The sequence below is a fragment of the Ignavibacterium sp. genome, assembly GCA_032027145.1.
Taxonomy (GTDB): domain Bacteria; phylum Bacteroidota; class Ignavibacteria; order Ignavibacteriales; family Ignavibacteriaceae; genus IGN3.
Window position 1 is genome coordinate 858,425 of sequence record JAVSMP010000001.1, and the last position, 13,040, is coordinate 871,464.

Consider the following 13,040-nt stretch of genomic DNA (forward strand, 5'->3'; position numbering starts at 1 on the left):
ACAGATCGAACAGATTTAAACAGATTTTTTAAACTTATTTTCAAATATCTGTCTCTTGAATTGCGGTTTCTTTCCAAAATTTAATAATAAGCCAACTTCAATTTCCGTTGCTTTTAAATAATTTAACAATTGTGCTTCGTGCTCTTCAATAATTCCTTCGGCTGCCTTCAATTCAAGAATTATTCAATCATCTACAATAATATCAGCAAAATATTCTCCAACACAATTTTCTTTAAAGTAAACAGAAATTGGCTTTTGCTTAACGCAATTCAATCCCATAGATTTTAATTCAATCATTAAAGCATTTTCATAAACTTTTTCAAGAAATCCAAATCCAAGTGTATTATAAACATTATAATAAGCTTTGATGATTTTTTCAGTTATATCATGATATTTAAACTGCATTTAAATCCGTTTTTATCCGTTTAATCTGTTCGATCCGTGTGCCATTGTGTTTTTGTTACTTAAGTTTTTCCTCAATCTCAAAAACAGGTTTAATATCCACAGGAAGAGTCTCAAGTTTTTTTCTAAGCTGCCCAATTGTTTTAGAATTAACAGCGTACTTAGCAATCAGGTCTTTAGCAGCCTGATAATTTCCCTCAGCCTGAATAGTCAGAACTAAATTACAAAGCTCTTTAAGTGCCGGATAAATTTTATCAAAATTAACTTTTACTTTTTGAGTGCTCTCATCAAAAACATAACCGCCTTTTTCTAAAAGAAAATTATAGATTATAGCATTACCTCCGCCGTGTGCTTCACCGATTCCAAAGCGCATACTTCGAAAAGCACCCGCAAGAAATGTTACCCAGATCTGATGTTCACTTTCTTTAGGATAAACACCCTTCTCTATCATAAAAATATTGTTGTACATTCCAAGGATATCTGCTTTACATTCCTCCATTGTTGAGTAAGTTTCCTTAAGCTCCTTCTTCACTTCAGTATCGCGTCCATTTACCTTAATAAAGCCGGGACCAACACCGTGAGACATTTCGTGCATTAACGTATGATTAAAGAAAGCATCAAACGTAACATACTTTAACTGATCGGAATCCAAAACAATTTCAGCAATCGGCTTTAAGAGTTTTTCAAATTTTGCCTCGTGAACATTTTTCAGCATAACTTTCTTTGATCCTTTTGCCTGTCTGACTCTTTCATCGTTTGGCAAATTGAATGCAAGTGTCTGCACTCCGGCTTTTGTATCTCCAGCAGTAAACACTTCGTTTGCAACAACAATTGGTGATTCCGAACCGCGTGTATAATTCTTATGCTTATCATCAAGTGGAAGATTTTTTTCAATATCAGTCAAATACTTTGCAAACACTTCAAGCTTTTTTGTTTCAACCGGATCCTTTATCGTTACAAAACTTTCAAACGCTGCTTTGTAATTGAACATTGCATCTTCATAAACTTCATAAGGACCAATTACAACTTCAATATTATGATCCTTCAAGTCCATCCAATCCATATCGCTTTGATAATAATCATTACTTAAAAAAGCATCAGCACGTGAAAGTAAATATTTCTTTAGCGATGGATTATCTGCAAACTCAGCTGCTTCTTTAAGAAGATTTGATGCTTTGGTTAGTTTATCCTTAAAATATTCGCTGTAAGGTATGGCAGCTAATTTTCCATCTTTTCTTCTGATTACTGTAAACTCGCTAGTAAAAGATTTTTCATCCTGTGGATTTTGCTTTATCCAGTTTTCAAACTCCTCTTTAGTCATATCTTCTGGATAGAAATTTGCACCAAGTGGTTTTTTATCTGTCCCGATAAACGGTTCGTCATCTTCAAGCCTATCAAAGGGACCGAACATAATATTAAATAGTTCAAGTTGAAGTTTAAGCTCTGGTTGTTCCGATAAAACTGACTTATTAGAGATCTTTGAAAGCAGATCAGATTTTATTTGATTGTTCTTTGAGTAAACCTGCTCAAGAAACAATTCATCAATTATTTGCGATGCGCGGTAAAGTTTTTCTAGTACAACTTTTTCTCTGTCTGTTAAAATCGTTTCATCATATTGTATTTCAACTGGAACAAATTTGGCAATCTTCTCTTTTAGCATTGTTACTTCCTCTGATTCCTTTTGTGGATTTTGGTTTTCTGTACAGGCGATCATTAATAAAAACATAAACGATGCGGCTAATAATTTTTTCATTGTAAAACCTATTAAAAATTAATTTTAAAATTGTTGGTAAATATAATTAATTGTTTAGCTTCATATTTTTTCAGCGTCATTTTTATCGCTAAAATTTTTACAAATTGTAATTTTGTAAAATCTCTTTTGAACTTTTTTACCTGCCTGGATAAAAATCTCTTATAATACCAATCAATACTTCAGGAATAATACTTGCTGTTGTTAACACATAGCTTAAACAAAAATTAGGACAAGAAACACTCTCTATTGTGTTGAATTAAACTATTTCTTTCTTTACGTTTGATTTGTTAATTATCTGTTTCACATTTTGGGTATGATATGTTACGTCAGTGTGAAAACCTTTGTTTAATTATTTTTATTTTCTCTATATTTTCAACATTATCTGCACAGGACAGCCTCTACCTTGTTGGTTCAATTACAGGTGTATCAACTGAAAAAAAAATCACCAATATTTCCAGAGTTGGCGATGTTAATGGTGATGGTTACGATGATTTTACAGTTTCCTCAAGAACAGGTAAAACAAGAAGTGATCAAGGTATTGTTCAATTATTCTTAGGCTCAGCAACACTTGATTTGATACCTGATGTTACATTCCATTATCCTTGTTGTGATACTTTGAATTATTTAGGAAATGCAAATGAATTAGGTGATGTAAATGGTGATGGATATGACGATTTTATGCTTACGGGAGGATTCGGTGATTTTGGTTTTAGCAAGGGTAAGGTATTCTTGTATTATGGCGGTGAAACAATAGATACAGTACCGGCAGCAGAATTTTATGAACCCTGGATTCAAGATGGTTTTGGTGGTGTAGTTGTGAAGTTAGATGATCTGAACAAAGACGGTTATGATGATTTTTCGATCAGTTCTACATATAATTGGGATAATGGGAAAGGGTATGTTTACTTATTCTGGGGTGGTGATACGATAACGTGGAACAAAAGTATTACTTTTACAAGTAATATAGTAAATGATTTTTTTGGAGAGAGTGTAACAAATATAGGTGATGTTAATTCTGATGGTTTTAAGGATATAGCAATTGGGGCACCCGCGGGACTGCTTATGGATGATACTAGTAAAGTCTATTTTTATTATGGTGGATTCATAATTGATACCACTAAAGATTATATATTAAATGGTGGAAGTATTTATAATATAGGTGATATAAACCTAGATAACAAAGTTGAATTTATTTTTTATAATGGTAAAATAAATATTTATTCTGGACTAGATAGCTTAATTTCATTTAGCGGGTATTTGAATAGTTCTTCATATGGGGACTTAAACAAAGATGGGTATGATGATTTTATCATTGGTAAAACTAATTATAGAAATTCAGACAGTATGATGGTTGGTGGAGCATATGTTTATTTTGGTAAACCGAATATAGATACTACATTTAATCTCTTACTTGAGGGAGAAAATAAATGGGATGAGTTTTCAAAGATTATTACTTCAGAAGATATCAATAGTGATGGATTTGATGAGCTATTTGTATTAAGTCCAAATTTCCCTGACTATACAAGTCCTAAAGGCAAAGTATATATCTATTCCAGAATAAATTTTACCGACATTAAAGATCTTCACGAAAAATCGAAACTTAACTTTCATTTATATCAAAATTTTCCAAATCCATTTAATCCTACTACGAATATTCAATTTTCAGTAAGTTCCAGGGAATACGTACAGTTAAAAGTTTATGATATTTTAGGAAAAGAGATCGCTATACTAGTAAACGAAGAAAAACCTGCAGGCAAGTACGAAGTAAACTTTAATGCAAGCAGTCTTGCAAGTGGAGTTTACATATATAAAATACAAGCTGGTGACTTTATAAGTTCTAAGAAAATGATACTTCTAAAGTAATAACTTGTCCTATCCTCTCCCCTTTTTCTAAAGAGCCTGCCCCGAACTTGTTTCGGGGGGAGGCTGGGAGGGGTTAATTAACCATACACATTTATTAAAATAAAAACATCAGTTATTTAACATTGATCCGCCGCGGCGAATTTAATACTTAATATTTTTAATACGATTCGAAAGAATCGTCTTTTTTATGTTTCACAAATCAACATTTCTTATTTGTCATTTAATTTATTTAAACGACAATTCTATCGTATAATTTTTTACAATTTGTAATTTGTGCTTAACTGTTTATATCTTTTTTACTTACCAGGAAAAAAAACAACTTATAAACTAATGATGTAATAAGGAATAATATTTGCTCGTATTAATACAACAACAAACCAATCCTTTTTCTTATTAATATTTTTATATGTATTGAATAAATTGGACTTATTGTTTACGTTTGTTGTAGAACTAATCTGTTTCTGAAGTAAAGGGATAATTTTGAAAGCCAATTATAAAAATTGTGGCACGATTGTTATCTATCTATCTGCGATTTCAAGAGAAGTTAGAGTTTTATCTCTTATGTCTTTTCACTCAACAAAAAAAATATTTTAAGACTTTGCAGGGGAGCTAATATGAAAAAATATATTATTTCTTTAGTTGTTTTCTTTTCTGTTCATTCTTACCCCCAAGAAGGTTTTTACTTACTCACTACAATGAGTGGTGATTCTGTTGGTGACCAGTTTAGTGTTGTTAGCCATATTGGTGATATTAATGCAGACGGCTTTGATGATGTTATTGTTGGTGCACCTGGTGGAGATTATGCTAAACTTTTCTTTGGTGGTACTGCTTTCGATACTATTCCTGACCTGATCTTTAAAGACTATAAACAATTAAATTGTCAATTTGGCTGTTCGATAGCAGGTGATGGGGATGTAAATGGCGATGGTTATCCAGACCTAATAATCGGTGCCAGTTCAACCTGGATTGGACCATCTTTTCCGTATCAAATTATGACAACCGGAGCTGCTTATGTTTACTTTGGTGGACCGACAATAGATACAACTGCCGATCTTACACTCATAGTTGGTGATTGGTTATCATCTACTGGTTGGTATTATGGATTTGGAAAGGCAGTCTGTATCCCTGGCGACTTAAATGGAGATGGTTATGATGATTTCGTTATTGGAGCTGCAAATGATGATTATGATGCACACGGGAGAGTTTATATTTACTTCGGTGGTACTAATGTAGATGATCAGTATGATGTGTTGCTCGAAGGGGAGGAGGTTTTTGATAATTTTGGATTTTCATTATCTGCTGTAGGCGATATAAATAATGATGGATTTAATGATGTACTTATTGGTGCTCCAATGTTTCACAATAATATCCCAAATAAAATTTATCAGGGTGGCAAAGCATATTTGGTTTATGGTGGTAATGAAATAAGCCTTAGTAATTCAATTGAGTTTACTGATGACACATCTTCATATTACTATGGTCGATTTATATCTGGACTTGGTGATGTAAATGGTGACTCAATAAATGATCTTGGAATTATGGGAGGAGAATATTTGAATGTTATTTCAGGAAATGATTTTAGTACTATCAATTCATATTACTCAGCAGGTGATATGTGGTACATAAGCAGTCTTAATAATTTAAATTGCGACGGTTTTAATGATTTTGCTTATGTGACCGATTCATTAAGAATATTTTTTGGCCAACCATTGCTTGATACAATACCAAATTACGTTTTCGATTGGGCAGAGCAAGTAAGTTATTTGGGTTTTATCAATAATGATTCAACCCCTGAGATAGCATTCACAGTTAGTGGAGGCTGGGATCCTACGGGGAAAATTTACGTTTACTCTTTTGAAGAGTTGAATAGTGTAGATGATGAAAAAGATATTAAGCTAAATAAGTATGTTTTATATCAAAACTATCCCAATCCTTTCAACCCAAGTACTCAAATTGATTTTTACCTGCCATCCTCTTCAAATGTTCAACTAAAAATCTTCAATTTATTAGGAGAAGAAATCGCGCAACTTGTAAACGAAGAAAAACCTGCAGGCAAGTACGAAGTAAACTTTAATGCAAGCAGTCTTGCAAGTGGAGTTTACATATATAAAATACAAGCTGGTGGTTTTGTTTCATCTAAAAAAATGATTCTTCTCAAATAACTTGCAAAGATATTCTGTTTTAAGGACGCATCTATTTGTTGCGTCTTTTTATTTAACCGCCTATCATAAAATAATTTTTAACAAGTTCAATTCTCTTTAAGTTTACCCTGCAAAATTCTAATTACACTAAAAGGTGGAGCAATGTCCAAACAAAAATTATTTCTTTTTTACACTTTAGTACTCTTATCATTTATTAGTTCAATTTATCCGCAATCACCGCAGAGAAAAGATGTTCCGGATAAATACAAATGGAATCTTTCTGATATGTATAAGTCTGTTGAGGATTGGAAATCCGATATTCAAAAAGTGGAAGCAGGTATAGGTAGTTTTGCTGATTACAAAGGTAAACTTGGAGTAAGCTCCCAAAACTTGCTGAATGCATTAAAATCTTACTTTGATTTTTATAAAATCTTTTCTCAGGCAGGTACCTATGCCCTTAACTTAAGCAACGAAGATGTCCAGATTTCAGAAAATCAGGCACTGCTCCAAAGGCTTTCTTCAGTAGGAACAAAATTCAGGGAAACTGCCTCATTCTTTGAACCTGAAATTTTAGATATTCCAAAAGAAACAATCGAAAAGTTTTTCAAAGAAAGACCAGAGCTTGAAACATTTTCAATATATATTGATAATATTCAAAGATTGCGTCCGCATACTTTACCCGAAAATGAGGAAAAGATTTTGGCAAGTTTCGGCTTGATCGCTGGCAATCAAAGCACTGTTTATTCAATATTTGCTGACGGCGAGAAACCAAAACCAACCGTTACTCTTTCGGATGGAAGCAGCGTTGAACTTTCGCCTGCTGCATTTACAGGAGTAAGAACGGTTGAAAACCGTATTGACAGGAAAAATATTTTTGAAACTTTCTTTAACAGCTACGGCGATTTTAAAAACACATTCGGAGCTAATCTTGTAGGAAAAGTCAAAAAAGATTGGGTGTTTGCAAAAAACAGGAATTATAAATCATCTCTCGAGTCGGCATTAAACGGTGATAATATTCCGACAACTGTTTATACTACATTGATTGAGCAGATAAATAAGAGTCTGCCAACCCTGCACAGATTTTTAGATCTTAAGAAAAAAATGCTCGGTGTTGATACATTACATTATTATGATCTCTATACGCCATTGGTAAAAAAAGTTGATATGAAGTTTACAATTGAAGAAGGACAAAAGATAATTCAGGATGCTCTTACTCCGCTTAAATCCGATTATCTTGCAACATTAAAAAAAGCCTTTAACGACAGATGGATTGACTATATTCCTACTGAAGGAAAGCGAAGCGGTGCATATTCAACAGACGGAGCTTATGATGTTCATCCATATATTTTAATGAACTGGAATAACGATTATGAATCACTTTCCACACTAACACACGAGCTCGGTCATACAATGCATAGCTTTTATTCAAATACAAATCAGCCGTTTCCGAAAGCTAATTATACGATCTTTGTAGCAGAAATTGCATCCACAATTAATGAAACTCTTCTTAATAATTATATGGTTAAAAATGCAAAGAGCGATGAGGAAAAACTCTTTCTGCTCGGCAGTTATCTGGATTTATTAAGAACTACAATTTATCGCCAGACTTCCTTTGCAGAGTTTGAGCTTGAAATACATAATAAAATTGAGCAGGGTGAGCCATTAACCGGCGATGATCTTTCCGATATTTACTATGGTATAGTAAAAAAATATTACGGGCACAATGAAGGGCATTGTATTGTTGATCCCAGTATTCAGTATGAATGGGCTTATATTCATCATTTTATGGATTATACTTATTATGTATTTCAATATTCAACTTCACTGATCTATGCAACAGCATTTGCAGAGAAGATTGTTAATGAAGGAACACCAGCGGTTGATAATTTTTATAAGATATTAAAAGGCGGCGGTTCTAAATATCCTGTTGACTTGATTAAAGAAGCAGGGATTGATCCGCTTTCATCAGAAGCATTTGATTTAACCATGAGTAAAATGAATAAAGTTATGGATGAGATGGAAAGGATATTAAAAAAGTAAAACAAACGTGCAGACCATCTTTTGGTGGTCTGCACATTTAATATTAAAACGACCAGTTAACAATCGGGAAGAACGGGAATGTACCACCTTGATTAATAATATTTATCAACCCGAATTGTATTCCGTTCATACTTCCTGCGTAGTTAACAAAACCAAGCTGCAAACCACTTACTTTTCCTTTATGATAATTAACAAAGCCCCATTGCAATCCTTCAAACTTGCTGTCTGTAAGATTAACAAATCCGGTTTGTAAACCTAAAAATCCACCATCAACAAGATTTATAAAACCATTCTGCCAGCCAACCTGGCTGCCGGTTGTTGAGTTTACAAGTCCCAAATCAATTCCGCTAACATTTCTGTTCTTTCCATATATCAGGTTTAATCTCAATCCGGTTATGGATGTGTTTTCAGGAAATATCTGAACAGGATTAAACAGCGCAAGCTGAATTGGTTTTGCCTGTGCCACTGCCGGCTCATTAAAGAATACTGCAAACACAAGTGCTAAAAATGCAATTACAAATATTTTTTTCATTTTAAAACCTATAAATAATATTTGATTCTGATACTAAACAGCTATTAGTCTTTTGGAAGTTTAAATCTTACACGCAAAACACCATCCTCAAAACTTGTAGAGATTATCTGAAACTTTCCTATTTCTTTTGTTGATGAAACGTGAACTCCACTGCAGGGACAGGCATCATAATCACCGATTTTAATTATGCGGATCGTATCGCCTGCATCATCGGGTAGCTGAGTAAGTTTAAAATTATTTATTGCTTCATCACGATGTAGAAATTCTTCTGTTACTTTTAAATCCTGCTGAATAACTTCATTTACTTTTTTGGTTATTGCTTCAACTTCTTCTTCGGTAAGATTTCTATCAAAATGATAATCGCATTTAGATTTTTTCTTTTCTATATGATTTGAAAACGATCTGCCCTTGTTAAACATTCTTACCATTGTTTGATTCAGAATATGTTCGGCAGAATGCATTTCTGGATTATAGTCTTTATTTGCCTTTACTTCGTTCAATATTACCTCAAAAATGATGTCTGAATAAAGGTTGTTCTGATTTAAACACTAATCCACCATTCCATTAGATGAGGTGTTTTGAGCTTAAGATTTTTCAAATGTTCTCCTTTTTTTTAAGGTTTCCTTTAATCCCATATCTCTTCTGAATATTTATTTCTACTTGCAAATATAATTACACTTATTTTTATCTTCGAGTTATAAAAGCATTTAATTATTAATACAATAATTTAGCAGGGATAAGAATGAACGTTCTTCAAAAAATTAAAGAAACCGTAATCAAAAAATCTAAACTTTACTATTTTGCTGCAGGAGCATTTAGTGTTCTTGTGTTGATTTATTTTTCAACAAATTTATCTTTTACCAACATTACTTACGCAAATACAGGTTCAAAAGCTGATGGTATATTTCCACAGGAATATAAAATCATTGCCCCGAAGGTACCCGACAGCTTATTTATTTTTGGCGAAAGAATTCCTTTAGAAAATTTTGAAGTTTATGAAAGAGTTGACCGGGAAATTTTAGTAAATACCTATTGGCACAGCGCAACTATACTTGCGATCAAGAGAGCAGCAAGATGGTTCCCGGTTATTGAACCTATTTTAAAGCAAAATAATATTCCAGACGACTTCAAATATCTTGCTGTTGTTGAAAGCAACTTAGATAATGTAGTTTCTCCAGCAGGAGCAACAGGTTACTGGCAGTTTATAAAATCTGCGGCTGCACAATATGGCTTGTTGGTAAATAACGAAGTTGATGAAAGATATGATGTGATAAAATCCACAGAAGCAGCGTGTAAATATCTTAACACTGCCTATACTATGTTTGGGAACTGGACAATGGCTGCCTCATCTTATAATGCTGGAACAAATGGTATAGAAAAGTGGAGCGGTGTTCAAAAAGCTGCAAACTATTGGAACCTTGTTCTCAATACAGAAACTTCACGATACGTTGCAAGGATTATTGCAATGAAGTTGATAATGGAAAATCCTGCTTACTATGGTTATGATATAAAACCAGAAGATTTATATCAACCGTTAAAATTTAAAGAAGTGGAGCTTAGTTCACCGGTAATTGATTTTGCTGATTATGCAGCATCGCTTGGTATTAATTATAAAACTCTTAAGTATTATAATCCCTGGCTGCGCGACACTTCACTTAAGAACAAAGAGAAAAAAACTTATAAAATAAAAGTACCGGCAGAAGGAAGTATAAAAATAATTAAAGAATTATAAACTGGATTTTGAAAAAGGATAAACAGCTGTCTGCAGCAGCCATTAAAAAATAAGATTATAATATCTGCTAATTTGATTCTGTAATTCAGAGATATGAATGTTTCTGGAAACCCTAATAGTTTCTTTGCCATCAAAATAGACTAAAATTGTTGGAACTGAAAAAACAGAAAGCTGACCAGATATTTCTTTAGCTTCGTTTAAATCAATATAACAGAATTGAATTTGCGTAAAATTCTTTTCAATCATTTCAATTACTTTGGGCTTTAATACTTTACAAACATTACAATCCTGTGTGCTTAAGTAAAAACAAACAGCATTGCTTGATGAGGAAATTTCTAAAAAATCTTCAAGGCTTTTAGGTGAATCAATATTCATCAGATTTATTAAATTATTGTTAACCGGATAATTATATAACCGTTTATCAAACAATTCTTTAAAATTTCAATATACTTAATAAACTTTACCTTCAAATTTAGTAATCATACACACCAAGGAAAACCAGTATGAAATCTTTTATTATTTCTGCAATAATAATTTTATTGATTATTCCTCCATCTTTTGCCTCAGATCTGAAGATGCCGAGAGAAATTAAGAAGGCTTATGATAAGAATACAAGATCTTACGATGGGAAGCCTGGAATAAATTATTGGCAAAACTTTTCGGAGTACAACATCAAAGCAGAGATTGATCCGAATACAAGGTTGCTAACAGGAAGCGAAAAAATCGTTTACCTTAACAATAGTCCAGATACACTTAAGAACATTGTGTTAAAGCTTTACCAGGATATGTACAAAAAAGGTGCGGCAAGAAACAGACAACTTAATCCTGTAACTGTAACAGATGGAGTTATAGTAAGCAAGCTAACTGTGGACAATGCTTCAGTAAGTCTTAATCCTGATGATAAAAAAATTTCTTACCAGGGGACCAACCTGATCATAAAACTTACTTCACCGCTTCCGCCGAAAGAAAACATCGCAATTGAAATTGATTGGAGTTTTGTGATTCCAAAAGGTACAGATATAAGAATCGGGACTTACGGCGAATTAACTTTTTTTGTTGGATATTGGTATCCCAAAATTGCTGTGTATGATGATATACTCGGTTGGGATTTGTTAAGCTATAATGCAGAACATGAATTTTATTTTGATTACTCCGATATTAATGTTGAAATAAAAGTTCCAAAGGGATTTGGTATCTGGGCAACAGGAATGCTGCAAAACCCAGAGGAAGTACTAAATGAACCGTACTTAGAAAGATATAGTCTCTCATTAACTTCCGACAATTTAATCAACATCGTTTCAAGATCAGATAGCGGTAAAGAGATATATAAATCTCAAAATGGATTTACAACTTTTAAATATTCTGTAAAAAATATTTCAGATTTTGCATTCGGGATGAGTGATTTTTATTTGTGGGATGGAACTAGCATTGAACTTGAACCCGGAAAAAGAGTTGGGTGTTTTTCAGCCTACAATCCTTCATCAGATTTCTTCACTCAAGCTGCAGAAATGGCTAAAAGAAGTATCGAGTTTTTTTCCAAGGAAATGCCCGGTGTAATTTATCCTTACCCGCAGATAACCGTATTTAATGGTGATGGAGGAATGGAGTTTCCGATGATTGTAAATGACGGACAATTCTCAAATAAAGTAAATGATGTTTACGTAACTACTCACGAAATTTCACATATGTACTTCCCTTTTTATGTTGGCACAAATGAAACCCGTTACGGCTGGATGGATGAAGGTATGGCATATTTTCTTCCATGGGATCTGCAGATTGAATTATCAGAATATGATCATAGAACACGCGCCGCAGTTGGATTTTCGAGGTGGGCTGGAAATGAAATGGATATACCGATGATATTCCCATCAATACTTTCCCGTGATCCACATTTAAGTATATTGAGTTATTATAAATCAGCATTAGCTTTTGAAATGCTGGAATCTGCGTTGGGAGATGAATTATTTAAGAAGTGTTTAAATGAATTTATTTCAAGATGGAATGGTAAACATCCAACCCCGTGGGATATGTTTTACACATTTGAAGATGTTGTTAATCATGATTTAAGCTGGTTCTGGAAACCATGGTTTTTTGAATCGCACATTCCTGATCTTGCAATTAAAGATGTTAAGAATGAAAACAACAAAACAAGTGTGCTTGTAGAAAATGTAGGTAATCTTCCAGTTCCAATTGATTTGACCTTAACATTTGAAGATGGGATACAAACAAAACTTACATCATCAACACTAATTTGGCAAAATGGAGATAAAGAGGTCTGGCTCGATGTTGATGTAAAATCAAAAGTTAAAACTGTTGAATTGACAAATAAAAATATTCCTGATGCAGATGTAACTAATAATTCAATGAGATTTGAACATTATAAGTAATAAAAATCAAAATAAGCATACTCTTCCAATTTCTATTAGGCTTGCTATCGGATTTAGCGCTGGTGCAATTATCGGAATTTTTGCAAAGACCTGGCAATGTGGATTTCTGTTGGAGCAGGTGCTGGAAGGGCAATTTGTGCTGGTTTAAGCCAGATGTTAAAAAAGAAAATTAATTAATAATAAAAGAGGA

At 33.2% G+C, this 13,040-nt stretch carries 10 protein-coding genes and 1 pseudogene; 6 read left to right on the plus strand and 5 right to left on the minus strand.

The window, feature by feature from the left end; genetic code table 11:
• Positions 1–15: 15 nt before the first annotated feature.
• A pseudogene (locus ROY99_03415) lies at positions 16–405 on the minus strand (GxxExxY protein).
• A gap of 55 nt (positions 406–460) precedes the next feature.
• The gene (locus ROY99_03420) at positions 461–2,155 is read right to left on the minus strand and encodes a peptidase (GenBank protein ID MDT3695415.1); all 1,695 of its coding nucleotides are present in this window, start codon (positions 2,153–2,155) and stop codon (positions 461–463) included.
• Between the two features lie 318 nt (positions 2,156–2,473).
• Between ROY99_03420 and ROY99_03425 the strand changes: the two genes are divergently transcribed.
• From ROY99_03425 to pepF, 3 genes are all read left to right on the plus strand, one after another.
• A complete protein-coding gene (locus tag ROY99_03425; protein MDT3695416.1) occupies positions 2,474–4,018 on the plus strand; it encodes a T9SS type A sorting domain-containing protein in 1,545 nt (514 codons plus the stop codon).
• A gap of 614 nt (positions 4,019–4,632) precedes the next feature.
• Positions 4,633–6,180 (plus strand): T9SS type A sorting domain-containing protein, encoded by a 1,548-nt coding sequence (locus ROY99_03430; GenBank protein MDT3695417.1) that lies wholly within the window; start codon positions 4,633–4,635, stop codon positions 6,178–6,180.
• Positions 6,181–6,321: 141 nt separating this feature from the next.
• Positions 6,322–8,199 carry an oligoendopeptidase F gene (pepF, locus tag ROY99_03435; protein ID MDT3695418.1) on the plus strand — a complete coding sequence of 626 codons (1,878 nt, stop codon included), beginning with the start codon at positions 6,322–6,324 and terminating at the stop codon, positions 8,197–8,199.
• A gap of 43 nt (positions 8,200–8,242) precedes the next feature.
• Here the strand turns inward: pepF and ROY99_03440 are convergent, their stop codons facing one another.
• Together ROY99_03440 and ROY99_03445 are read right to left on the minus strand one after the other, a co-directional pair.
• Positions 8,243–8,731: a hypothetical protein gene (locus ROY99_03440; GenBank protein ID MDT3695419.1), complete on the minus strand. Its 489-nt coding sequence runs from the start codon at positions 8,729–8,731 to the stop codon at positions 8,243–8,245.
• A gap of 44 nt (positions 8,732–8,775) precedes the next feature.
• Positions 8,776–9,231 carry a hypothetical protein gene (locus ROY99_03445; protein ID MDT3695420.1) on the minus strand — a complete coding sequence of 152 codons (456 nt, stop codon included), beginning with the start codon at positions 9,229–9,231 and terminating at the stop codon, positions 8,776–8,778.
• Positions 9,232–9,473: 242 nt separating this feature from the next.
• Between ROY99_03445 and ROY99_03450 the strand changes: the two genes are divergently transcribed.
• The gene (locus ROY99_03450) at positions 9,474–10,463 is read left to right on the plus strand and encodes a lytic transglycosylase domain-containing protein (protein ID MDT3695421.1); all 990 of its coding nucleotides are present in this window, start codon (positions 9,474–9,476) and stop codon (positions 10,461–10,463) included.
• Between the two features lie 42 nt (positions 10,464–10,505).
• On the opposite strand, the gene ROY99_03455 is transcribed toward ROY99_03450, so the two are convergent.
• The gene (locus ROY99_03455; GenBank protein ID MDT3695422.1) at positions 10,506–10,892 is read right to left on the minus strand and encodes a thioredoxin family protein; all 387 of its coding nucleotides are present in this window, start codon (positions 10,890–10,892) and stop codon (positions 10,506–10,508) included.
• A gap of 74 nt (positions 10,893–10,966) precedes the next feature.
• On the opposite strand from ROY99_03455, the gene ROY99_03460 reads away from it, so the two are divergent.
• Both ROY99_03460 and ROY99_03465 read left to right on the plus strand, forming a co-directional pair.
• Entirely contained in the window at positions 10,967–12,850 is a 1,884-nt protein-coding gene (locus ROY99_03460; GenBank protein MDT3695423.1) for a M1 family metallopeptidase, read from the plus strand.
• Positions 12,834–12,998, plus strand: coding sequence for a hypothetical protein (locus ROY99_03465; protein MDT3695424.1), 165 nt, complete (start codon positions 12,834–12,836; stop codon positions 12,996–12,998). Before ROY99_03460 ends, ROY99_03465 begins: the two co-directional genes overlap by 17 nt.
• Positions 12,999–13,040: the final 42 nt, after the last annotated feature.